The following is a 22,541-nucleotide window of genomic DNA, read 5'->3' as shown; positions in this document are numbered from 1 at the left end:
ATCTAACTTTTTGCATTTCTTCACTGCTTTACTTTTAGGAATTTTTTAAAATTGCACCTCTAAGGAAGATAGATATATTTGGGAACTTTTTACGATAGGGAGGAGGATGTATTTCATAGCTATCAGGTTTCAGGCTTGCTGAGCTATTCCAGGGAAGTAATAGAGAGTGATTCAAGATTGGATCTTAATTACTAAAATATTGAATCTTATTAACGATGGAAAATTAATGGTTACTTTCTAGAGTTAATTTCCGGAATAAATATAAAATTCCGTTTCAATTGATATCAAACCGAGATTTTCTATATGGCTCTTATTTATTTATTAAAAAAAATGAGATTCTGTACTTATTCTGTACTAGATGAAAAAACAAAAGGCTCTCGATTTCTCGAAAACCTTGATTTTACTTGTAGCGAGACCGAGATTTGAACTCGGGACCTCCGGGTTATGAATCCGACGCTCTAACCAACTGAGCTACCTCGCCATAGGATTTTTGCACTGGTAAGAATTCTTGAAATGCCTTATGATAAAAGGCTTCGCAGGATTTCTGTAATGCGGGTGCAAATATAAAAACAATTTGTTTTGGCACAAACTTTATTTTCTAAAATATTTATTTTGATTTCTTTTTATCTTTCTAATTAATATCTATATTGCCCGAAACTAATTAATCAAGAATGGAAGAAAAGATAAAATACGAAATGGAGTTTCCTATTCAAGCTTCTCCTTCATTACTTTACCAATATATTTCAACTCCTTCAGGTTTAAGCGAGTGGTATGCCGATAACGTAAATTCCCGAGGGGAATTTTTTACTTTTATATGGGAAGGTAGTGAGGAAAAAGCAAAGCTCGTTAGTAAGAAAAGTGATGAGCGCATCAAGTTTAAATGGATTGATGATGAAGACACTCCTTATTTTTTCGAATTACGTATACAGGTAGATGATATCACTAAAGATGTTTCTCTTATGATCACAGATTTTGCTGAAGATGATGAGATTGATGAAGGAAAGATGCTTTGGGAAAATATGGTTTCAGATCTTAAACAGATTCTAGGATCAGCCTAGATTTCTTATTATAAATAGTAACTTTGCCCCGTTCTTAAAACGGGGTTTTTTTATGATCAATTTAGACGGGAAATTAGTAGAGAAGCAAAACGCAACATTATCAGTATTCAATCGCGGATTTTCTTATGGAGATTCAGTATTTGAAACAACTCGTGTGATCAATGGGAAAATAATGTTCTGGGAAGATCATTATTTCAGATTAATGGCGTCTATGCGGATTATGAGAATGGAAATTCCTTCAAGTTTTTCTCCTGAATTTCTCGAGAAAGAGATCAAAGATATTGTAAAAGCCAATAAATTGACGGATTCTCCGGCTCGAATTAAATTTGCAGTTTACAGACTTCAGGGTGGTTATTATACACCTGCAACCAGGGAGGTAGGTTATGTTATTAGTGCTGAAGCTTTGGAAAATTCATTTTATCTTTTCAATGATGATAATTATGAGATCGAACTTTTCAAAGATCACTATGTAACCAGCGGACTTCTTTCAACCATTAAATCTAATAATAGAGCGGTAAATGTTCTGGGTAGTATCTATGCCAGTGAAAATGGATATGATAATTGTCTTTTGATCAATGAGAAGAAGAGTGTAGTGGAAGCTCTTAATGGAAACCTGTTTTTAGTAAAAGGAACTACTATAAAAACTCCGCCCTTATCAGATGGTGTCCTTAATGGAATTATTAGAAAGCAATTATTGATTATCCTAAAAAAAACTGATGAATATACTCTGGAAGAAACCTCTATATCACCATTTGAACTTCAAAAGGCTGATGAGTTATTCATTACCAACGTCGCATTAGGTATTCAACCGGTCACTAAATACCGGAAAAAGGAATACACCAATAAAGTGGCTAAAGAGCTTTTAAGTAAACTAAATGTAAAAGCGAGGCTAGGTTAATTGTAGGTTGGATTTTCCGGAGAATTGGACCAAAGCATATATTCTCCACCTAATTCTAGCATTTTATCTTTCCAGAACGAATTGTAAGGTTTTTCAAGCAGATCTTTATTGTCTTCATTTACCGTGATCACCCAGGAACGAGAACTTAATTCTTCATCAAGTTGGTGTGCATCCCAGCCGGAATATCCTAGGAAAAATTTAATTTGCTTATCGTCAATCAAGCCCTTAGCAATCAGGTCCATCACAGCCTCAAAATTGCCGCCCCAATAAATTCCATGGGCAATTTCAATACTATCCGGAATTAGATCTGGAATTTTATGTATAAAGTACAGATTGTCCTGTTCAACGGGTCCACCATTATAGACCCTAAAATCACCTTTTACCTCAGGAATAAGATCTTTAAGAGTAAAATCGAGAATTTTATTCAATATGAATCCAACCGATCCATTATCAGAATGGTCAGCAAGGAGAACCACAGAACGATTGAAAGAGACATCCCCAATAATGGATGGTTCTGCGACTAAAAGATGCCCCTTGGTTGGTTTTAACGCGATCATTGTAGCAGTCTTTTGAACTAAACTAATTATTTATTGTTTATAATGCAATACAATGCTTAAATTTTTAAATAAAAAAAGCCTTCCAGATGGAAGGCTTTGATAATTTACTAATACAAATTATTAGTTCACAGCTTTTTGTAAATCTGCTCCGGCTTTAAATTTCACTACGTTTTTAGCAGCAATCTTAATGGTTTTTCCGGTTTGTGGGTTTCTTCCTTCACGAGCAGCTCTTTTAGATACAGACCAAGATCCGAATCCTACTAATGATACTCTATCACCTTTCTTAAGAGATTTTTCAACGTTCTCTAGGAAAGACTCTAATGCTTTTTTTGCTGCTGCTTTTGAAATTCCAGCGTTTTCAGCCATTGCATCGATTAAATCTGTTTTGTTCATAATTTGAATTTTAAATTAATTGTTGGTTAAACATTCTGTTAAACTGGTATACAAATTTATACGGATTTCTTGTTCATGCAAGTAATGACAAGGGAAAAGCCCGTATTTGTTAATAACTTGGTTGTATTGTTAATAAAGATAATTGTTTTTTATTAAAATGCAACAAAATGAGTGTTAATAAGGGCTTAGCGCATTTTCGCATCAGGCGCGAAATTAAATCCATTTAAAAGTGCCTTGGATGGCATTTTTCTTTTTCCAGGAAGCTGAATTTCTTTTACTACAATATAACCATCAGGTGCCGCTATTTTTATTTTATTATCAGCAACCGAAACCGTTCCGTTCGGTAAACGATGTTCATGTTTAATTTTTTCTATGGCGTAAATTTTAACCTTCAACTCTTCAGTTGAGTTTTCAAGGTAACACCAGGCTGCGGGGTAAGGATCTAATCCTCTTATATGATTATAAATTTCGTCTACAGAAGAATTCCAATTGATCTTAGTATTCTCCCGGGTTAGTTTTGGCGCCTCTTTTAATTCAGGCGAATCCTCCTGTGGTTTTGTGGTGATATTTCCTTCAGAAATTTTCCTAAGAGTTTTTATTACTAAATCAGACCCCATTTCCATCAACCGATCATGAAGGGATTCTACGTTTTCATTATCCTTAATCTTAATTTCTTGCTGGAGGATCATTTCGCCCGTATCAATTTTTTCATCCAGAAAAAAGGTAGAAACTCCGGTTTTCTTCTCACCATTTATGATCGCCCAGTTAATGGGGGCGGCACCTCGATATTGAGGCAGGAGAGAGGCATGTAAATTGAACGTTCCATATTCCGGAAGATCCCAAACAGATTTTGGAAGCATTCTAAATGCCACGACTACCTGTACATTTGGATTTAACTCTTTTAATTCCTTTTGAAAATCTTCAGATTTTAGGTTGGTAGGTTGTAAAACTTTTAAATCTTTAGAGACCGCATAAGCTTTAACCGCACTTTCTCTTAGTTTTCTACCTCGTCCTGCCGGCCTGTCTGGTGCTGTGATCACTCCAACCACATTAAATCCTGCATCTAAAATCGATTTTAAACTGTCTACGGCGAATTCAGGTGTTCCCATGAAAACTATTCTAAGGTCTCTCATTAATTCGAAATTTTATATTTGTTATTTTCTGTTCTTTCAAGAATTCCCTTTTCACAAAGCAATCCTATGATCTTTACGACCGACTTTTCGGAATAGTTTAGGTCCTTTACCAGTTCCCTGGAACTTTTTGGTTCTTTTTTTAGTATACGCTGTATCCCTAAGAAAATTTCATTCATGTCATCTTTGGAAAGTATATCTTTTTCCTGCTTGCAAACCGAACATTTTCCACAGGCTTCCGGATTCTGGTCACCAAAATAATTCAATAATTGAACCTGCCTGCATATTCGTTCATTTTGAACAAAGTCAAGCACTGCAGCGATCTTTGATCTTTTAGTATCATTATATTCCTTAATAAAAGCAGCCACAGGATTAATGGTTGAATCATCCTCTCTGGGCACTAAGTAAGTGATACTGGCATCATGCCTTGATAAATGAAATTCGATAATTTCTTTTTCATGTAATTCATCAAAAATCCGGATACATTCTCTTTCAGGAATTCCAGACTTTTCGCTTACTGAAGAAAGATTAAAAGGAATGAAATTCTCAAAAACACCACCATAGTTTCTTAAAATAGTTCTTAGAACATTTGCATATCGAGGATTGTCGTCCAGATAACTGTCCAGGTGATCTCCAGATAAAAGAATCTGTATTTCTGTTTTCTTTTGGTAATTCTGGGATAACCTCAAAATGCTGCACCGATCCAGTAATTGAAGTGCATTATAGGTTTTATGGGCGTTAAATTTGTAATGATTGCAGAAGTTCGAAAAATTAAAATCATATTCTTTATTTTCTCCTTCTCCAAATGCGATCGCGAAATAGGCGTTTAATTTTCGATAAACCAGTTTCACATCTTCTACAGAAGCCAGATTATTTAAAAACTGATTTTTTAAAACGGGTATGTCACCGGCGTTGGTTAAAATTATAGCTTTCGCTGGCTGGCCATCCCTTCCGGCTCTACCGGCTTCCTGAAAATAGCTTTCCATACTTTCCGGCAGATCTATATGAATAACAGTTTTCACATCAGGTTTGTCTATGCCCATTCCAAAAGCAGTAGTGGCAACCATTACACTTACATTATTCGTTAGCCATTGTTGAAATTTCGAAGATTTATCTTCTTTTTTCATTCCGCCGTGATAGGCTGCTGCGGTAATACCATTTTTATTGAGAAATTCGCATATTTCTTGAGTGGCATTCCTGCTTCGCACATAAATGATCGCCGATTCCTTTCCCAAAATCTGGGTAAGTCGGAATAATTTATCTTCAGTTTTGACCACATCATAAGTAAGATTGGATCTTTCAAAGGATTTCTGATGAATAACAGGATTTTCCAGAAGCAATTGCAAGCAAATATCCTTGATAACTTCCCGGGTAGCAGTTGCTGTGAAAGCAGCTATTTTTACGTCAGGTAATAGTTGTCTTATTTCCGCAATATTTCGATAAGCCGGCCTGAAATCATGACCCCATTGTGAGATACAGTGAGCCTCATCCACGGCGATCAAACTGATATTCATCTGTTTCAAGCGCTCACGAACCAGTTCCTGTTGTAATCTTTCCGGAGATAGATAAAGAAATTTGTAATTTCCGAAGATGCAATTATCAAGATTGCGGTCAAGATCAGCATAGGAAATACCACCAGTTATTGCCATTGCCTTAATATTCTTTTGCTGAAGCGAATTTACCTGGTCTTCCATCAAGGAAATAAGTGGAGAAACCACGACACAAATACCTTCGCGCATTAAGGTTGGAACCTGGAAGCAGATAGATTTTCCTCCACCAGTAGGGAAGAGGGTGAGGCTATCTTTCCCGTCCAGGATAGACTGTATCACTTCCAGTTGCTGAGATCTGAATTCCCGGAAGCCCCAGTATTTTTCTAATATTTTTAAAGCCTCCTGCTGCAAATTAGCTTAAATCTTATCTAATATAAAGTTAGTGCGATCTTCCACACTTAATTTAGGAACCTCAATGGGTTCATAACCGTATCGTTTATAGGTAGAATAAAGATAAGACGAAATTTTTAAGGCTTCCTCAAAACTCTCGTATCGCTCATTATCACTTTTATAGATTTCTTTCCAGGGAGGCAGGATAAATATCTGGTCATACTGATTTTCCTGACAGGTTCTGTCAAAAATCTTAGGGTAAGAAGTATCAAAATAATCCATGTATGCAACCACATCTGGCAGGCCACGATCAATAAAGATATGATCAGAACTGAAGTTTGCAGCTTCAATGTATTGATTAAGCCTTCCTTCCAGCAACTTCTCACTAAAGAGTAAAGGCTTTTCAAGAAATAGCTGGTCTATACCTTCTTTTTGCGCTTCTAGGGTTACTTGCCGGGAAATCTCGTGTAAGCATTTTTCACCTTTCTTTTCCAGATTGTGGATAATGGATGATTTACCGGTTCCCGGGCCACCGGTGATTACTATTTTTTTATTTTTCACGCTGCAAATTTCGACAATTGAATTTGATTATAAAAATGCTATCATTCCTTGTATCTTTGTGCAAAATCGAAGGAGAAAAATTATGAGCGAATCCAAGAATCCCGAAGAATTTTACGCTAAACTTAAAAAGCAACTTCAGGACACGGCAATGTGGCCATCAGAATATTTATATAAATTTATCGTTCCTACAAAGGGAGATAAAATAGATGAAGTAGAATCTATTTTTAACGATATGGGTGCAGTGATAGAAACCAAGCAGTCTAAAAAAGGGACTTACACCAGTGTATCCATCAATGTGAGAATGAAAAACCCAGACGCAGTTATTGAAAAATACAAAGAAGTAGCTGAAAAAGTAGAAGGCGTAATATCTCTGTAAGCCTATATATAAAAGAAACTTTTTGTTGTGCTTCTTTAGTAATATTTAGTATTTTGCAGGCAGGAGTAAACTTCAATAAATTACCTAATTAAACTTCAATTTTGACAAACGCATTAGAATATAACTCTGAAAGGAGTAAACTGATTATTCCCGAATATGGAAGACATCTTCAAAAAATGGTGGAACACGCCGTAGAGATTGAAGATGATCAGGAAAGAAATAAAGTTGCGAATTCCATCATCGCCGTAATGGGAAATATGAATCCGCATTTACGTGATGTACCCGATTTTCAGCATAAATTATGGGATCAATTATTTATAATCAGTGATTTCAAACTTAATGTTGAATCTCCTTTTCCAAAGCCTACCAGAGAAATGCTGAATGAAAGGCCGGAAATGCTTGAATATCCTGAAAACAACCCAAAATACAGGTTTTACGGGAATAATATCAAGCGCATGATTGATGCGGCTAAAGATTACGAAGAAGGTGATTTTAAAGAAGCGCTGGTGCTTACCATTGCAAATCACATGAAAAAGTCTTACCTGAATTGGAACAGGGATTCTGTGGATGATGAAGTAATCTTCAATCATTTAAAAGAACTCAGCAATGGGAAGATCAATGTTAAGAATATTGATGAAGACTTAAGCCAGGCCTCAGATCTTATAAGAGGTGGTGGTAAAAAGAAATATACCAAAAGCAAAAAGAATACCGGCCGTAAAGGAGGCCGTAAACGCCACTAAACTCAACTACTTTTAATGGGAACTTTTCAAATTGAAGGCGGTCATCGTTTGAGCGGGGAAATTCAACCCCAGGGAGCCAAAAACGAAGCACTGCAAATTCTATGTGCTGTTTTGTTAACTGATGAAACAGTGACTATTCACAATATTCCAGATATAGTCGATGTAAATAAGCTAATAAAGCTTCTAGGAAATCTAGGTGTCAAGATTCAAAAAACCGGAAAAGGAAGCTATACCTTTAAGAGCGATGAGCTGAATATGGACTATCTGAACAGTGAACAGTTCAAGATAGACGGTGGAGGCCTCAGAGGTTCTATCATGATCGTTGGACCAATGTTGGGTCGCTTCGGAAAAGGATTTATTCCAAAACCGGGAGGAGATAAGATTGGTAGAAGAAGGCTGGATACTCATTTTGAAGGCTTCATGAAGCTTGGTGCAGATTTCAGATATAATAAAGAAGAACGTTTCTACGGTGTGGAAGCTCCTAATGGACTGAAAGGCGATTTCATGCTGTTAGAGGAAGCTTCGGTTACCGGTACCGCTAATATTGTAATGGCAGCAGTTCTAGCTAAAGGAACTACCACTATTTATAATGCTGCTTGTGAACCATATCTTCAGCAATTATGCAATATGCTGAATTCTATGGGAGCAAATATTAAAGGTGTAGGTTCTAATTTATTGATTATAGATGGAATTGAAAAGCTTGGCGGTTGTCATCACACCGTGCTTCCAGATATGGTTGAAATTGGCTCATGGATAGGTTTGGCAGCCATGACTAAAAGTGACATTACCATCAAAAATGTAAACTGGGGAATGTTGGGAATTATCCCGACAACTTTCAGGAAACTTGGTATTACTGTAGAAAAGAAAGGTGATGATATTCATATACCAGCTCATGAAGATGGCTATGAGGTGCAAAGTTTTATCGATGGTTCCATTATGAACATCAGCGACGCACCATGGCCAGGATTTACGCCAGATCTTTTAAGCATTATTCTTGTGGTAGCTACTCAGGCACGTGGAAGTGTGCTCATACACCAGAAGATGTTTGAGAGCAGGTTATTTTTCGTAGATAAGCTAATAGACATGGGAGCAAAGATCATTCTTTGTGATCCGCATAGAGCCACAGTGATTGGTCATGATTTCAAGTCGCAGTTAAAAGCAACTACCATGACTTCGCCAGATATTAGAGCGGGAATATCTCTATTGATTGCTGCGCTTTCAGCAAAGGGAACTTCAACCATTCATAATATTGAACAGATTGACAGAGGATATGAGCATATCGTGGAAAGACTGAAGGGTATAGGGGCGAAAATTACGAGATTGGATTAATACCGCAAATCCTTATAATAAAAAAAGCTGCTCAATGAGCAGCTTTTTTTATTCAATTTATCAAAGGCTAAACTTCTTCATGCTTCGCCTTTGCTTTATTCTCTTTATAGTGAAAAAGGTTTTTCTCCTTGATCATCGCTGTGGTTTTTTCAGGCAGCATATTTTCCCAGCCATCTTCACCCTCAGAAATCATTTTTAATACTTCTCTGGAGTAAATATCTAGAATTTCGGGATTGTAGTTAGTGATATCTTCTACACGCCCATTGTATTTGAAGAACTTATAAAGTTCTTTCATTCTAGGATGTACTTTCACGCTATCACTGGTTGTGATCTCTCCTGTTTCAGGATCTTTAAGCGGATATAAATAGACCTTAAGATCTTTAAAGAATAATTTCCCGAAAGCTTCCAATATACCACCACTCAAATGTCGGTAATATTTTTCATCAAATACATCTACCAGGTTATTAACTCCCATGGTAAGACCCATTCGTTGTTTCGAGTATCTGGAGAAATATTCTACTACTTTAAAATATTCCTGGAAATTTGAGATCATTACAGTTTGGCCAAGAGAACAAAGCAACTCAGCTCTATCCATAAAGTCTCTCTCATCTATCTCACCTTCTGCACGAAGGTTGGACAAGGTGATCTCGAAAATAATCTCTGTATTTTCTTCTGAAACCTTACTTTCATTCAGAAACATTTCCTTGGATCTTTCGTACATATCCATATTCACCTTGGTAACCGGTCTAAAGCTACCTCTAAGCGCCAGGATATTTTTCTTGTATAAGATTTTTGCTGGAAGTACATTATTCCCGTCTGGACCGAACATTACCGCCTCGGTCATCCCATTCTTAACCAGTTGCAGACTCATAAGCCTGTTATCCACATTTTCAAATCTAGGACCTGAAAAGTTTATGGTATCGATCTCTATCTGATCTTTATCAATATGATCATATAGATATCGAAGCAGTTTTTTAGGATTATCGTATTTATAGTAAGCACCATAAATAAGGTTTACTCCTAGAATTCCCAATGTGTTTTGTTGGTGTCTCGCGTCATTTTCATGAAATCTGATATGTAATAAGATCTCATTATAATCCTCTTTTGGATCTACCTGATATCTAATTCCAACCCAACCGTGACCTTTATATTTCTTAGCGAAATCTATAGTCGCGACGGTGTTTGCGTAAGTAAAGAATAATTTATTCGGATGCTTTTCGCGGGAAATCCTTTCTTCTATAAGACCAGTTTCATGAGCTAGCATTTTTTTAAGCCTTGCTTCAGTAACATAACGGCGGTCATTTTCAACTCCATAGATCGCGTCACTAAAGTCTTTGTCGTAAGCACTCATCGCTTTTGCGATAGTACCAGAGGCTCCTCCGGCTCGGAAAAAATTTCTTACCGTTTCCTGTCCCGCACCAATTTCAGAAAAAGTTCCGTAGATATTTTCGTTCAGATTGATACGAAGAGCTTTGCTATTTATTGAAGGAACATTTTCAAATTCCTTGTCGCCCATTATAGTAATTGGCATATTTTTCCTTTTAAATAAACAATTCCGTTAGAATACTCCAAAAGTACTAAAAGCGGTAGGCATACAAAAAAATATATTTACTTTTGTGCTAAAAATAACACGGCTTGGACGTAACATTTTTAGGAACAGGAACATCGCAGGGAATACCAATTATTGGTAGTGAACATCCGGTGTGTCTTAGTGATGATAGTAAAGACAAGAGACTCAGAGTTTCGGTAATGGTGACCTGGAATGACCTCAATATTCTCATTGATTGCGGTCCAGATTTCAGGCAGCAAATGTTGGCAAATAATGTTAAAAAGCTAGACGCTATTTTTTATACCCATGAGCATAATGATCATACCGCCGGATTGGATGATATAAGACCTTTCTTTTTTCGTCAGGGAGATATACCGGTTTATGCCCACCAGCGAGTTCTAAATGCCCTGAGAAAGCGTTTTGATTATATTTTCACTACTGAAAATAAATATCCTGGAGCTCCCGGTGTAACTGAAAATGCCATAGAAAACCGTCCATTTAACTTCGAAGGACTTACGGTTACACCAATTGACTTTAAGCATAACAGGTTACAGGTTTTTGGATTCAGAATGGAGGATTTTGCTTATTTAACTGATATCAAGACTATTGAAGAGGAAGAGATAGAAAAGTTGAAAGATCTTGACGTTCTGGTTGTAAGCGCTTTGCGCATTGAGCCTCACCATTCACACTTTAATCTGAAGGAAGCATTGTCTTTTATTAAAGAATTGAAACCGAAGAGAGCGTACCTTACTCATATCAGTCATATGCTGGGATTTCATGAAGAAGTTGAAAAAAAATTGCCGGAGAATGTGCATCTGGCTTATGATAATTTAAAAATAACGGTTTAGAATGCGTAATAAGATATTGATGTACCTGTTTATTTTCAGTTTATTGTTCACCATCTTCATATATGTGAACGATAAAAAAATTCTGGACTCAAAGCAGGAAAAGATCGAAATTTTGGAATCGAAACTGGCTGAGGCTGAATCCAGTGCGGTTTCAGAAAATAATGCGGAAGAAGAGGAATATTTTACATTGAAAGGAAATGAGGCTGCACTTACTTATTTTGAAAATAAAGGAATCGATCCTGAAGGTATAATCTTTAAAATTGAAGATGCGATCCTAAGTAAAAATAGTGCAACTGAAGATAATCCGGTGGTTCCTATGGACGGTATGGACGGAGTGATGCGCATCAATCAGCTGAAAGTGCTGAATCACAAATGGGTAATCGCCGATTTTACCGATGGAAAATATTGGGGTGAAGTTCTATTGAGCTACGAAGTAGCTAAAGATGGAAGCATAGAATTTTACTCTGAAAAGTCCTTTATTTACCCTCAGTATTAGAGTCTTTTCTCAAGCCATTCCTTAAATTCAAAGAAGTTTTGCGGAGCTACTCCGTGACCTACTGGAAATTCAGAATAAGAATTTTCAATTTCTAGATTATCCAGAAATGGTTTGGTTTTTCTGGCCCATTCAACAGGAATTACCTGGTCTACAGAACCATGAGAGCAATAGAACTTAAGATCGGAAAAATCATTATTTTCAAATCCTTCTTTAATAATTCCCTGGTTAACGTATCCGCTTAAAGCGATCACATTTTTTACTTTTTCAGGATAGGACAGGGCTACAGCGTAACTCAAAATGCTCCCCTGACTAAAACCAAGAAGATTGATATTTGCAGGATCTACCGGATATTGTTCTATGATCTCATCAATAAAATTTTTAATTGTATCACGTGAAGTAATCGCCTGCAAATCATCACTAAATTTCCCGTCATTATTATCCCAGTGAATTGCGTACCAGGCATTTCCGTAAGGCTGCATGGTGTAAGGCGCTTTTACTGAAATTATAAAAAGATCATCCGGCAGCTCATCAGCAAATGAAAACAGGTCGTTCTCATCGCTTCCGTAACCATGGAGCAATATTAAAGCAGGAGCTTTTTCAATGTCAGATTTTGGTTTTCTGATGATATGTTGTAGAGAAAAATCTTTTGTCATTACGATATTGTACTAAACCATTTTTGAAATAAGGGGCCCAGTAAAGGCACTTCTCGAGTTTCACCTTTAATTGCAGTCACAAGGCCATATCCCCACAGCACTATAAAGAAAAGGTAAAATGCCCCGATAATAAAACCCTGATCAAATAACCCCATGAGCGCACCAATCAAATAAAAAGTTATGTGAATACCAAATGCCTGTCTTATGTGAAAACTGGTGAAATTATCTTTTGGTTCCAGGTTCATAAAATAGGCGATGATCGTACCTATGATAGTAATATAGGCAACAATTGCTGTAGATTTTGGCTGTCCGGTTGCTTCCATCATTTAATTATTTGAGGATTAATCCTTTTTTGGTAATCACACCCATTGTTTTGCCAACTAATTGCTTGTTTAAAAAAATACTATTCCTGGAAGTTGAAATAATATCTTTTTCTGAAAAGTTATACTTTTCACCAGGAACAAAAAGACTAAGGTCAGCTTCTGAATCTTCTGCGATATCATGATCTTCCAGATTAAATCTTGATTTCCCATTGGTCAAAAGATCAATAACTTCTTCAGTGTTGAAAATTTTACTTAGCGCTCCAAAAGCAGATTCTAATCCTATAGTTCCGTAAAGAGCGTTGTCAAATTCTACTTTTTTATGTTCTACATCAATAGGATTGTGATCTGAAGTCACCATATCTATAGTACTATCTTTCAATCCTTTAATTAGTGCTTTACTATCTTTCTGAGTTCTAAGCGGTGGAAGAACTTTCGAATTTCCATCAAACTCTTTAAGCTCATCATCATTTAGAATAAGATTGTGTATCGCTACACTACAACTTACATCCAATCCCTTCCTTTTGGCTTCTCTGATAAGCTTTACAGATTTTTCAGTAGAAATTGTTGGTATATGTAATTTTCCGCCGGTATACTCAAGTAAATACAAATCACGGGTGATCTGTAATTCTTCCGCAAGATTGGGAATACCCTTTAGACCCAAAGAGGTACTATTCTCATGCTCGTTTACCATACCATTTCCTGCGATCCTGTTTTCTTGTGGAAAGCTTTGAATTAACGCATCAAAGTTTTGAGCGTATTGTAGTCCGATCTTTAAAAGGTTTGGATTTCTAAGGGGTGCTTTATAATCGCCAAAACTAATTGCACCGGCATTTTTCATGTCCAGAAGTTCTGCCAGGTCTACACCATCACTATTTTTTGTAAGTGCGCCTACAGGATAAAGTTTTACCGGGTGTCCTTCTGCCTTGGCTTTCACGGCAGCTATACTGCCACTGTGATCCAGAACAGGATTTGTATAAGGATTTAAAGCAACGTTCGAAAATCCTGATTTCCCGGCGGTATCCAGACCGTTAGCAATAGTTTCCCTGTCCTCAAAACCCGGTTCCCCAAAACTTACGCTGCTATCAAACCAACCACGAGATACATGAAGATCTTTGATCTTTATCTCCTTATCTGTTTTTTCCTCAATTTTCTTCGCGATCTTTCTAATGATGCCACCATCAATTAAAATATCCACCTTTTTCATATGATGTTTGGAGGTGTCATCAAGGACCGTAACCGACTTTAATAGTAACTTCATTTGAGGAATTTTATAAGTAACATTTCGATCGCAAAAAAGATCAGGGCAAAAATAACAAACCATTTCCAAAGTGCCGTAATTTGAGTGGCAGCATTTGATTCAGAAAAAAAATCGTTTACTGAATCATATATAGTTGCATTTTCAATGTCTGAAAGTTTAAGATAACTAAGTTCGCTTTCTTGCCGATCATAATTAAAACTGACATTACCTATAGCAGTATTAGAATTTGTAACTTCATAATTACCTGCCTTTAATTCGATATTATCAGTATTTATTTCTACCCGATTACTGAAATTTTGCTGTTGTGGAATGACATCAAAACTTTCGCTCACCAGATGCAAAACCTGATCTTTTCCCAGCTCTACAGGAATATTTATCTCATTAGTTATTCCAGCTGTATAATAAGGTTCGTTTTTCTTGGAAGCATTCAGACCGATTTGATAAAAAACAGGTACGATCAGGGGTGAATTTTGAAAATTTGAATTCTCAGAATTTATTGCTGCCGAAAAAAGATAAGATCTATTGTTTCCTGTAAGAAATGATCTGCCATCCTGATAGTTCAAAATGGAATTTCCAGAAGGAATATTATAAGAAGACCTTGTTTTTGGATATTCAAAATTTTCAGTCCTGTTTTCAAACACACCCTGGAAGATAGGGTGGTCATAAACAATTTTTGTAATCAATCTTTCAGAATTTAATTTCTCATTTAATGGAGGTAAACCAACGGAATTCAGAAAATTATTGTAATTAATTGCATTTTCAGCGGGGATAATTATCAAAGAGGTTCCTTCAAAGTAACTGTTTTTCAAATTATTTTGAAGCGAAGCAGAAAATTGCTCAATTTCATTCAGGATAATAAGATTTGCTGAATTTAGCCGGTTGAAATCAATCTGAGAGGAAGAATAATTATTTAATTCAAATTCAGGTTCAGAATAAATTCGATTTAAAAATTCAGAGTCGGTATCAGAAATTACAATCACCTTTACAGCCTTAATTTCGCTGATATTAAAGTAAAGCTCATTATCATATTTTAATCCTGAATCTTCAATTTCAATTTTACCATTTTCGATCACTTCATTCTGAAGTCTGAAACTTGCGGTTGCTGAATTATCATTAAATTCCAGAATAGTGGACCTGCCAAGTAAATTTGCATTATTGAAAATTGAAATACTAACCGGCTGTTTTAATTCTCCTTCTTTTTTGAATAAGATTTGAAGATCAAAATTTTCAGGGTTTGAATTCTGAATAAAAGCGCTGTCTATACTGATATTTGCAATTTCTTCTGCCCTTTTGGAAACCAGGCTCAATTCATATTGATTTGTGTTCAAATCAGAAAAAGAGCCCATTGAAGCCTGAAAATCTGAAATCAAAATAAGATTTTTTTCGACTGATTCCTTATCAGTGAATTGATTATCTGCTTTTAATTTTATAGCTGGCAGGTCCAGTTGATTCTCTGAAAATTCAATTTCCTGCAATTGCTTCTTCAGATCTGCCGTTGTTCGATTTAAATATTCCCTGTCATTGGTTATAAGACTATATTCTTCTGATTCGTTCAGGCTCTCCAGTAACTCATTAATGCTATTTTGTAATAACGATGTGCCATCTTTCCGGGCTTGCATACTGAAAGAATTGTCCAGATAAATAAAGGTCTCCGATTTATTAAGAGCCTTTTCGCTGGCAGGTATAAATGGTTTTGCGAAGGCCAGAACAAGACATACGATAAGAAATAGGCGGGTAAGTAAAATCAGGAATTTCTTTAATTTGGAGCTTTTGCGGGTTTCCTGGATAACCTTTTTTAAAAATTTTACATTGGTGAAATCTTCCTTCTGAAAACGTCTCAATCGAAACAGATGAACGATCAACGGAATTATGAGTAGGAGCAGAGCATAAAGTAATTCCGGATGTTGAAAATGCATATTCAGGAAAAAGGTTTCTCAAATATAGAAAATGCTAGGCGATTGACCGCTAAAACCTTTTAATGCGAAATTTAAAATTACTTCCTTTTCCAGGTTCAGATTCTATAGCGATACTTCCACCCATGGATTCGGTTAATTTTTTTACCGTGGCAAGACCAATACCACTTCCTAAATTTCCATCCCGGTCGGCGGTTTCTAGAGTAGTAAACAAGTCGAAAATTTCTTCGAACTTCGCCTCAGGTATTCCCTTACCGTTATCCTTTACTGCGAAGAAATAATATTCTTCGTTTTTAGAAAACGTGATATCCACTTTGCGAATATCCTTATCATTATACTTTAGCGAATTGCTAATAAGGTTCATAAAAACCTGTGTGAGTGCTGCTTTGTTGACGTTATGTAACATTACATCGTCCGGATAAGTGATCTCGATATCATCAGAAACCTGATATAGGTCGATAATGCCTTTCAATAATTTTCTGAGATCTACATTGGTGTAGTCCTTTTCCATTACATGGTCACTCTTATAAAAACTCAGAATTCCATCAATATAATTTCGAAGAGAGTAGGAGGACTCCACTAAAAACTCAAGATATTGTTCAGTATCTTCATCAAACTTTCCTTTGTTTTCATCTTTCAGTAGCTCACTTAGTGATATGATATTGGCTAAAGGAGATTTAAGATCGTGAGATACCAAACTTGCAAATTTTTCCAGTTCGCGATATTTCTCTTTTAATTTCGATTGTACCTGATATAGCTTAGTTTTCTGTTTTCTAAACTCGAAGAGTTTAAGAGTCTGTTGAGCAAGTGCTTTTAATGCCTTGTGTTGTTTATCTGATAATTGCCTTTCCCTTATATCGAAAATACAGAATACAGCAATGGCATGCCCCTGTGGATTGTGCAAAGGAATTCCGGTATAAAAAGAAAATTCACGGTCATAGATACCTTTTGCCTTTCTGAATGTTTCAGGATGTTCAGATTTATTGAGGATCAGCATAGTTTCATCACTATGAATCGCTTTGTCGCAAAAGGAATTTTTTCTGTCTATTTCTTCGATCTCGGCTCCATAAACAGATTTATTCCATATTCTCTCCCTGTCTACGATGCTTATCTTTACTACCGGCACATCGCAAATTGCGGCCGCTAGAAACGTGAGATTGTCATAATCTTCGTCTGGTCCTGAATTTAAAATATTATACTCTTTCAATGCTGCTCTTCTCAGCTTCTCATTGAATGGTACGAGTTTATGTTGCATGCCCCAATAATCTGATTTTTAAAGTTATCCAAAAAAATATAACTTTTATATAAAAAAATCCTAATCTGCTATTTTGGGGCGTTTAATTGTAAATTCGAAAAGGGTTCCCTGGTCGCGTTCTGAAGTTAATTTGATGGTGCCACCAAGTGATTCTATCAGTTTTTTTACTGTAGAAAGGCCTATCCCGTGTCCTTTTTTACCACGCCTGTCTGCATCTGCAGCGGTTTCGAAAAGTTCAAAGATTTTGTTTTGTTTTTCCACAGGAATTCCTATCCCGTTATCCTTGATACTGAAATTGAAGAATTCTCGATTTTCAGTACAATCTATATCTATAAAGATCTTTTCCTGATTGTTATACTTGAGGCTATTGCTAATAAGATTCATGAAGATCTGTCCCAGAGCAGCGCTGTTCCCAACTATTTTGAGATTATTGTCTGGAAGATTGATCTCACAATTCTCGGCAATTTGAAGAAGATCGATTATATCTTCCAGTAGATCATTCAAAAAGAACTCTTCGTTAACTATCGTATTGGTTCTGCTACTGGAATAGTGATCCAAAAGTCCACTTATGTAATCGCTAAGTGTAAGCCCTGAATGTTTAAGATATTTCAAATATTCCAAGCCCTGGCTGTCAAGCTTTTCAGAGTATTTAACTTTGAGAATATCAGCAGTGAGTATCATGTTTGCCAAAGGCATTTTCAAATCATGGGAAACTGTACTGGCAAATTCTGAAAGCACCCGGTTATTTTCGTTTAATTCCAGCTCCAAATTTTCTAGCACCTTATTTTTTCTTCGGGATTCAAATAGCATTTCAACCTGCTTACCCAAAGCCTTTAAGGCAATTTTTTGCTCTTTGTCCAGATGATGTTCCTTGCTATCATAAACACACAACGTACCCATTGGAAGGCCATGATTGTCTAATAAAGAAATTCCTGCATAATATTTTATACCGGTATCATTGGTTACAAAAGGATTATCCTTAAATCTTTCATCTTGAGTAGTATCGGGAATTTCCAGAAGTATTTCAGGATCAAGGATGGTATGTCCGCAAAACGAATCCTGTCTGGTAGAGCCGGAAAGATCTGTACCGTGCTTGGATTTGAACCAATTTCGCTCAGAATCTATAATATTTACTACGGCTACGGGAGTTTTACAAATATAGCTGGCTAGTTTCGTAATACTATCATATGCTTCTTCTGGCAAGCTATCTAAAATATCCAATTCCCGTAGAGACTCTAATCTCTTTAATTCATTAAGAGGGACTGCGGGATTGATCATTTTAAGAAAAAATTAAGAAAAGTAAATTAAGTCAAATTTACCGAGAAATGCAAGTTCTAGAAACGTCCCTTCTCAAAGACACCTAATCCAAATAATGCGAAATCATATTTTACAGGATCTATGGGATCCATCTTTCTCAGGTTCGTATCAAGCTCTTCCAAAGCTTTAGAATCATTTATTTTTCTTTTCAGCAAACCTAATTTTCTGGCCACATTTCCAGAATGAACATCCAATGGACAGGAAAGTTGTGCTGGAGACAGGTTCTTCCAGATTCCGAAATCAACTCCTTTTTCATCATTTCGCACCATCCACCTCAAGAACATATTGATCCTTTTCGCGGCAGACTTTTTCAAAGGGTCACTTACATGTTTCTCGGTCCTGGTTTGATGTGGTAATGCAAAGAAAATCTTTTTGAATTCATGAATACTATGCTGAAGATCTTTTGGTTTAGCATTCTGATGGAATATATTTTCCAATCCGTCGTGATTCAGGTAAATATTTCGGAGAGATTTTATAAAAAATTTCAGATCGTTAGAATTGAAAGTTCGGTGAACAAATCCTTCCAGGTTTTCAAGATCTTCTTCTTCGTGCTGCATCACAAATTCGTAGGGACTCAAGTCCATCAGCCTCATGAGTTTTTCAGAATTATTCAGAATGCTTTTTCGATTTCCCCAGGATATGGTTGCCGTAAGAAATCCCGATATCTCAATATCTTCTTTTTTCTGAAATAGATGCGGAATCTGTACGGGATCAGATTTTATAAATTCGGGCGTGTTATATTGCGCTACTTTATAGTCTAGAAAAGTTTTTAACTCCTTTTTATTCAATAATATAGGTGTTGCTAATTAAACAATTTCACCATCTACCATGGTAAGTTTCCTATCGGCCATATTTGCCAGTTCTTCATTATGGGTAACGATCACAAAGGTTTGACCAAATTCATCTCTTAATCGGAAAAATAATTTATGCAGATTTTCAGCAGATTCACTATCAAGATTACCGGAAGGTTCATCTGCAAAAATCACTGCAGGCTTATTGATCAAACTTCGGGCTACTGCGATCCTCTGTTGTTCACCACCACTTAATTCACCGGGTTTGTGATGCGCTCTATTTTCAAGGCCAAGAAAGCTTAAAAGCTCCATCGCTCTTGCTTCAGCATCTTTTTTTGGAGTTTTATGAATGAATGCGGGAATACAAATATTTTCCAAAGCGGTAAATTCTGGCAGTAACTGGTGAAACTGAAAAATAAACCCGATATGCTTATTTCTGAATTTAGATAATTCCTTGGATTTTAATCCGTAAATATTGATTCCATTAATGGTTAATTCTGAATTCTTCTTTTTTGAAGGTTTATCCAGCGTCCCTAAAATTTGTAAAAGCGTGGTCTTTCCTGCACCGGAAGCACCAACAATAGAAACAATCTCGCTTTTCTTGATATGTAGATCTACAGATTTCAGAACGTGAAGATCTCCGTAATATTTATGGATGTTTTTTGCAATGATCATTTTTGCGATATAAGAGCACCGAAAATAGCCAAATTAGCCAGATTCCCCAAGTTTAACCCTGGAATAAGTTTCTAACTCTATTGTAATCTATGAAATAAACGATACGCAAGCTCAAATTGTGTCTTGCCGGCTGGGCGAAGAGATTATTAAGACTTTCATCAAAGCCTAAATAACTCAGGTCATCTTCATTAAAAATTGAATTTCGGTAAAGCAATACCGCTTCACTTCCCGGGGCAAACTGCCACCTGTAGCTGAGATCCAGATTCCAGATATTGAAATTGGCGTCAGGATCATTTTGATCTGATACCTGGTAATCTATCGGGCTTAACTTACCTTGACTCTTTAATTCGGTAAAGGCATTATCTGCAAAATTAGCGGTAGACCAGAAATGTCTGAAGCTAAGATTTAACCCTTGCTTGGTGCTGAAATTATAACTTCCTTCGAGAGAGTTTTCAATACTTTTCTGATCCCTGTTTCCGAAAATTATTCTATTTCGAGTTTGAGTGACATAGCTTGGCCTATCATTCTGGTAAGAATATTCAAATTCGTAGATCATATTAAATTTATCGCTGAAACGATATCTGGGCTCTATATTCAGGTTGAAATCGCTTTGCGAGGATTTGTAATATTCTTCAAAATATACCCTTACGTCATAGGCAAAAGTCTTTCGATAATCGGTGGAAACAAAGGCTCTGACAGATCCAAAAGGCTGGTATAAAATATAAGTGTTTTCAGCTCGAGGTTCAAAATAATCCCTGAATTGAGAGTTGATATCCATACTTCCGCCAAAGGCAAACCTGTTTCTGGTCATTGCAAAAAAATCTCCGCCAACACCTGTATTTACAGGAACATCTGGTTTATACCTTCTTAAATGCTGACCATAAAGTCCTATTCTGTAAGTATTATAATTTCCTTTTGGTTCAAAAATCTGATAGGAAGTGCCCCAGGTAAAATTGTTATAATTGTTGGTGAAATTGATTCCTAGATCATTGATATCATAAGTTTCATTCGCAAATTCATTGGAAATTTCATACCTGATATTCCCTTTAGTTCTCTCCACGGAAAGAAATGAGGCAAAACCAGTTTTATTCTGTCCCGGCAGGTTCACGTTGCTCATCTTGGCCTGACCTTCAAAATTGAAGGAGTTAGCCTTGTTATAAATGTCGAACAGAAAACCCGATACGTTTCCGTCCCTAAAATTTCCGTCCCTGGTTACATTGGTGTTTATAAGCGTAATGGATGAATTTTTATTGAACCGCTGATCCAGAACAAGAATATTATAATTAGCGACAGATTCTGAAGTTTCTCTTCGAATATTCCCAGTGATAGTATCTCTAAAAACAGCTTCCTGCTTATTGCTTATGGCATTAAAAAATCCAATTCCCAGTCCTCTGTCTGTTCTGCCTGAAATTTTTAAAGCATTCAAAAGATCTGTTTTATCCGGATTTTCAATGATTTCCTCATTTGCCAAGGCTTTGGTTTGAACAGTATTAAAACCAATTGGAGTACTTCCAACTCTTCTGGAATAAAATAGATCTCCTTTGTTGAATAATTCTGTTCCCTCTGTAAAAAATGCCCTGTTTTCACCAAAAACCTGTTCAAAGGGTCCAAGATTTAGTTCGATTTCATCATAAGCAGTTTGTCCGAAATCTGGAACTAAAGTCATGTCAAGGGTAAAAGAATCGTTGATCCCATACTTCAGATCCATTCCGGCGTTGAAATTAAATTTAGTATTCCCATCAAATTGATCTAAAGACATTTGAGTAAAAGGATATAAACTAAGCCTTACCGGCGGATCAATATTTGAAATTCCTTTCAACAAGCCGGTATACTGGCTAAACTGTCCCACAGATTTATCAACGTAATTCCAGACATATGTAGAATTTAAATGGGTGATCTCACGTGCAAACTGAATTCCCCAAAGCTGATTCTCTTTTTCAGGAAATCTAAGGGCAGAATAAGGTATTTTCATTTCTACATACCAACCATTTTCATCACTACTGATCGCAGATTCCCAAACAACATTGTAGGCAAAATCTTCATTGTTTCCAGTCATTCTGGCATCAGCCTGGGTACCTGCACTGGTTACAATGAATCTGGTCTGGTTCTCTCCGTCATCATATGTATTGATATCCATCAGAAAGAATTCAGACTGATTAATATTATCTCGTTGCGTGAACTGGCGCATGATTTTATCCGGTTCACTTTCGTACATAGCGGCCGCCACATAAATCGCTTCATCATCATATAGAATACGAGCCGTTGTTTTATGACCTTCCGGAATCGGGTCTCCGTCCCCAGGCTCAAGCATCACAAAATTTTCAGCTACCTCTGAATTCTTCCAGATTTCTTCATTTAAAATTCCATCGATTTCCGGCTCTTGCTGAATTTTCTGTGTAGTATAAACTTTTCTTGAATCTTTAGTGCTTTGCGCCGAACAAATAATTCCTGATATAAAGAATAATGAAAAAAGTAACCGATTTAATGGCATCTATTGACAGATTGATTTTAAAACCGACCAAATGTATTATTGTTATGAAT

Annotated in this window: 22 protein-coding genes and 1 tRNA gene; 7 read left to right on the top strand and 16 right to left on the bottom strand. The window is 36.4% G+C overall.

Annotated features, from left to right (window positions below; translation table 11 throughout):
• Positions 1-407: 407 nt before the first annotated feature.
• A tRNA-Met gene (locus tag AC2S94_RS13475) sits at positions 408-481 on the bottom strand.
• Positions 482-671: 190 nt separating this feature from the next.
• On the opposite strand from AC2S94_RS13475, the gene AC2S94_RS13470 reads away from it, so the two are divergent.
• Complete coding sequence (locus AC2S94_RS13470) at positions 672-1,058, top strand: START-like domain-containing protein (protein ID WP_484629090.1); 387 nt, start codon at positions 672-674, stop codon at positions 1,056-1,058.
• 52 nt (positions 1,059-1,110) lie between these two features.
• Positions 1,111-1,956, top strand: a complete 846-nt coding sequence (locus tag AC2S94_RS13465) for an aminotransferase class IV (RefSeq protein ID WP_484629089.1) — start codon at positions 1,111-1,113, stop codon at positions 1,954-1,956.
• On the opposite strand, the gene AC2S94_RS13460 is transcribed toward AC2S94_RS13465, so the two are convergent.
• From AC2S94_RS13460 to AC2S94_RS13440, 5 genes are all read right to left on the bottom strand, one after another.
• Positions 1,953-2,513, bottom strand: a complete 561-nt coding sequence (locus AC2S94_RS13460) for a YqgE/AlgH family protein (protein ID WP_484629088.1) — start codon at positions 2,511-2,513, stop codon at positions 1,953-1,955. The two genes, AC2S94_RS13465 and AC2S94_RS13460, sit on opposite strands and share 4 nt — an antisense overlap.
• Positions 2,514-2,633: 120 nt before the next feature.
• Positions 2,634-2,906 carry an HU family DNA-binding protein gene (locus AC2S94_RS13455; protein WP_006990442.1) on the bottom strand — a complete coding sequence of 91 codons (273 nt, stop codon included), beginning with the start codon at positions 2,904-2,906 and terminating at the stop codon, positions 2,634-2,636.
• Positions 2,907-3,091: 185 nt separating this feature from the next.
• Complete coding sequence (gene fmt, locus AC2S94_RS13450) at positions 3,092-4,039, bottom strand: methionyl-tRNA formyltransferase (RefSeq protein WP_484629087.1); 948 nt, start codon at positions 4,037-4,039, stop codon at positions 3,092-3,094.
• A complete protein-coding gene (locus AC2S94_RS13445) occupies positions 4,039-5,937 on the bottom strand; it encodes a RecQ family ATP-dependent DNA helicase (RefSeq protein WP_484629086.1) in 1,899 nt (632 codons plus the stop codon). Before AC2S94_RS13445 ends, fmt begins: the two co-directional genes overlap by 1 nt.
• Before the next feature lie 6 nt (positions 5,938-5,943).
• Positions 5,944-6,477 (bottom strand): AAA family ATPase, encoded by a 534-nt coding sequence (locus AC2S94_RS13440; protein WP_484629085.1) that lies wholly within the window; start codon positions 6,475-6,477, stop codon positions 5,944-5,946.
• 82 nt (positions 6,478-6,559) lie between these two features.
• Here AC2S94_RS13440 and AC2S94_RS13435 point away from each other — a divergent pair, with 82 nt between their 5' ends.
• From AC2S94_RS13435 to murA, 3 genes are all read left to right on the top strand, one after another.
• The gene (locus tag AC2S94_RS13435; protein WP_309560985.1) at positions 6,560-6,853 is read left to right on the top strand and encodes a DUF493 family protein; all 294 of its coding nucleotides are present in this window, start codon (positions 6,560-6,562) and stop codon (positions 6,851-6,853) included.
• A gap of 101 nt (positions 6,854-6,954) precedes the next feature.
• Positions 6,955-7,593 (top strand): DUF4290 domain-containing protein, encoded by a 639-nt coding sequence (locus tag AC2S94_RS13430; protein WP_484629084.1) that lies wholly within the window; start codon positions 6,955-6,957, stop codon positions 7,591-7,593.
• Positions 7,594-7,608: 15 nt separating this feature from the next.
• Positions 7,609-8,922: a UDP-N-acetylglucosamine 1-carboxyvinyltransferase gene (gene murA, locus AC2S94_RS13425; RefSeq protein WP_484629083.1), complete on the top strand. Its 1,314-nt coding sequence runs from the start codon at positions 7,609-7,611 to the stop codon at positions 8,920-8,922.
• 67 nt (positions 8,923-8,989) lie between these two features.
• On the opposite strand, the gene AC2S94_RS13420 is transcribed toward murA, so the two are convergent.
• Positions 8,990-10,453, bottom strand: coding sequence for a TonB-dependent receptor (locus tag AC2S94_RS13420; protein WP_484629082.1), 1,464 nt, complete (start codon positions 10,451-10,453; stop codon positions 8,990-8,992).
• Positions 10,454-10,557: 104 nt separating this feature from the next.
• Between AC2S94_RS13420 and AC2S94_RS13415 the strand changes: the two genes are divergently transcribed.
• Together AC2S94_RS13415 and AC2S94_RS13410 are read left to right on the top strand one after the other, a co-directional pair.
• Entirely contained in the window at positions 10,558-11,319 is a 762-nt protein-coding gene (locus AC2S94_RS13415) for an MBL fold metallo-hydrolase (RefSeq protein WP_484629081.1), read from the top strand.
• A 1-nt stretch (position 11,320) separates the two neighbouring features.
• Positions 11,321-11,815, top strand: a complete 495-nt coding sequence (locus AC2S94_RS13410) for a hypothetical protein (protein WP_484629080.1) — start codon at positions 11,321-11,323, stop codon at positions 11,813-11,815.
• Here AC2S94_RS13410 and AC2S94_RS13405 read toward each other — a convergent pair.
• From AC2S94_RS13405 to AC2S94_RS13365, 9 genes are read right to left on the bottom strand one after another with little or no spacing between them, the layout of a single operon-like run.
• The gene (locus tag AC2S94_RS13405) at positions 11,812-12,468 is read right to left on the bottom strand and encodes an alpha/beta hydrolase (RefSeq protein ID WP_484629079.1); all 657 of its coding nucleotides are present in this window, start codon (positions 12,466-12,468) and stop codon (positions 11,812-11,814) included. The two genes, AC2S94_RS13410 and AC2S94_RS13405, sit on opposite strands and share 4 nt — an antisense overlap.
• The gene (locus tag AC2S94_RS13400) at positions 12,468-12,794 is read right to left on the bottom strand and encodes a magnetosome magnetite crystal formation protein family (protein WP_484629078.1); all 327 of its coding nucleotides are present in this window, start codon (positions 12,792-12,794) and stop codon (positions 12,468-12,470) included. Before AC2S94_RS13400 ends, AC2S94_RS13405 begins: the two co-directional genes overlap by 1 nt.
• Positions 12,795-12,798: 4 nt before the next feature.
• The gene (locus tag AC2S94_RS13395; RefSeq protein ID WP_484629077.1) at positions 12,799-14,049 is read right to left on the bottom strand and encodes a dihydroorotase; all 1,251 of its coding nucleotides are present in this window, start codon (positions 14,047-14,049) and stop codon (positions 12,799-12,801) included.
• Entirely contained in the window at positions 14,046-15,965 is a 1,920-nt protein-coding gene (locus tag AC2S94_RS13390; RefSeq protein WP_484629076.1) for a BatA domain-containing protein, read from the bottom strand. The genes AC2S94_RS13395 and AC2S94_RS13390 overlap by 4 nt, the downstream gene beginning before the upstream one ends.
• A gap of 49 nt (positions 15,966-16,014) precedes the next feature.
• Positions 16,015-17,217, bottom strand: coding sequence for a GAF domain-containing sensor histidine kinase (locus tag AC2S94_RS13385; RefSeq protein ID WP_484629075.1), 1,203 nt, complete (start codon positions 17,215-17,217; stop codon positions 16,015-16,017).
• Positions 17,218-17,277: 60 nt separating this feature from the next.
• Entirely contained in the window at positions 17,278-18,495 is a 1,218-nt protein-coding gene (locus AC2S94_RS13380) for a GAF domain-containing sensor histidine kinase (RefSeq protein WP_484629074.1), read from the bottom strand.
• A 56-nt stretch (positions 18,496-18,551) separates the two neighbouring features.
• Positions 18,552-19,322, bottom strand: a complete 771-nt coding sequence (locus AC2S94_RS13375) for a TIGR02757 family protein (RefSeq protein WP_484629073.1) — start codon at positions 19,320-19,322, stop codon at positions 18,552-18,554.
• Between the two features lie 18 nt (positions 19,323-19,340).
• Positions 19,341-20,000, bottom strand: coding sequence for an ABC transporter ATP-binding protein (locus AC2S94_RS13370; protein ID WP_484629072.1), 660 nt, complete (start codon positions 19,998-20,000; stop codon positions 19,341-19,343).
• A gap of 52 nt (positions 20,001-20,052) precedes the next feature.
• Positions 20,053-22,491 carry a DUF5916 domain-containing protein gene (locus AC2S94_RS13365; protein WP_484629071.1) on the bottom strand — a complete coding sequence of 813 codons (2,439 nt, stop codon included), beginning with the start codon at positions 22,489-22,491 and terminating at the stop codon, positions 20,053-20,055.
• Positions 22,492-22,541: the final 50 nt, after the last annotated feature.

Source organism: Christiangramia pacifica (assembly GCF_057221535.1).
The sequence above is the reverse complement of the archived record's forward strand: the minus strand, read 5'-3'. Positions and strand labels throughout refer to the sequence as shown.

Excerpts from the sequence above, each read along its gene's own strand:
- AC2S94_RS13460 (WP_484629088.1), bottom strand. The coding sequence starts at position 2,513 with ATGATCGCGTTAAAACCAACCAAGGGGCATCTTTTAGTCGCAGAACCA.
- AC2S94_RS13370 (WP_484629072.1), bottom strand. The coding sequence starts at position 20,000 with ATGATCATTGCAAAAAACATCCATAAATATTACGGAGATCTTCACGTT.
- AC2S94_RS13410 (WP_484629080.1), top strand. The coding sequence starts at position 11,321 with ATGCGTAATAAGATATTGATGTACCTGTTTATTTTCAGTTTATTGTTC.
- AC2S94_RS13380 (WP_484629074.1), bottom strand. The coding sequence starts at position 18,495 with ATGATCAATCCCGCAGTCCCTCTTAATGAATTAAAGAGATTAGAGTCT.
- fmt (WP_484629087.1), bottom strand. The coding sequence starts at position 4,039 with ATGAGAGACCTTAGAATAGTTTTCATGGGAACACCTGAATTCGCCGTA.
- AC2S94_RS13420 (WP_484629082.1), bottom strand. The coding sequence starts at position 10,453 with ATGCCAATTACTATAATGGGCGACAAGGAATTTGAAAATGTTCCTTCA.
- AC2S94_RS13390 (WP_484629076.1), bottom strand. The coding sequence starts at position 15,965 with ATGCATTTTCAACATCCGGAATTACTTTATGCTCTGCTCCTACTCATA.
- AC2S94_RS13405 (WP_484629079.1), bottom strand. The coding sequence starts at position 12,468 with ATGACAAAAGATTTTTCTCTACAACATATCATCAGAAAACCAAAATCT.
- AC2S94_RS13455 (WP_006990442.1), bottom strand. The coding sequence starts at position 2,906 with ATGAACAAAACAGATTTAATCGATGCAATGGCTGAAAACGCTGGAATT.
- AC2S94_RS13385 (WP_484629075.1), bottom strand. The coding sequence starts at position 17,217 with ATGCAACATAAACTCGTACCATTCAATGAGAAGCTGAGAAGAGCAGCA.
- AC2S94_RS13470 (WP_484629090.1), top strand. The coding sequence starts at position 672 with ATGGAAGAAAAGATAAAATACGAAATGGAGTTTCCTATTCAAGCTTCT.
- AC2S94_RS13365 (WP_484629071.1), bottom strand. The coding sequence starts at position 22,491 with ATGCCATTAAATCGGTTACTTTTTTCATTATTCTTTATATCAGGAATT.
- AC2S94_RS13465 (WP_484629089.1), top strand. The coding sequence starts at position 1,111 with ATGATCAATTTAGACGGGAAATTAGTAGAGAAGCAAAACGCAACATTA.
- AC2S94_RS13395 (WP_484629077.1), bottom strand. The coding sequence starts at position 14,049 with ATGAAGTTACTATTAAAGTCGGTTACGGTCCTTGATGACACCTCCAAA.
- murA (WP_484629083.1), top strand. The coding sequence starts at position 7,609 with ATGGGAACTTTTCAAATTGAAGGCGGTCATCGTTTGAGCGGGGAAATT.
- AC2S94_RS13435 (WP_309560985.1), top strand. The coding sequence starts at position 6,560 with ATGAGCGAATCCAAGAATCCCGAAGAATTTTACGCTAAACTTAAAAAG.
- AC2S94_RS13400 (WP_484629078.1), bottom strand. The coding sequence starts at position 12,794 with ATGATGGAAGCAACCGGACAGCCAAAATCTACAGCAATTGTTGCCTAT.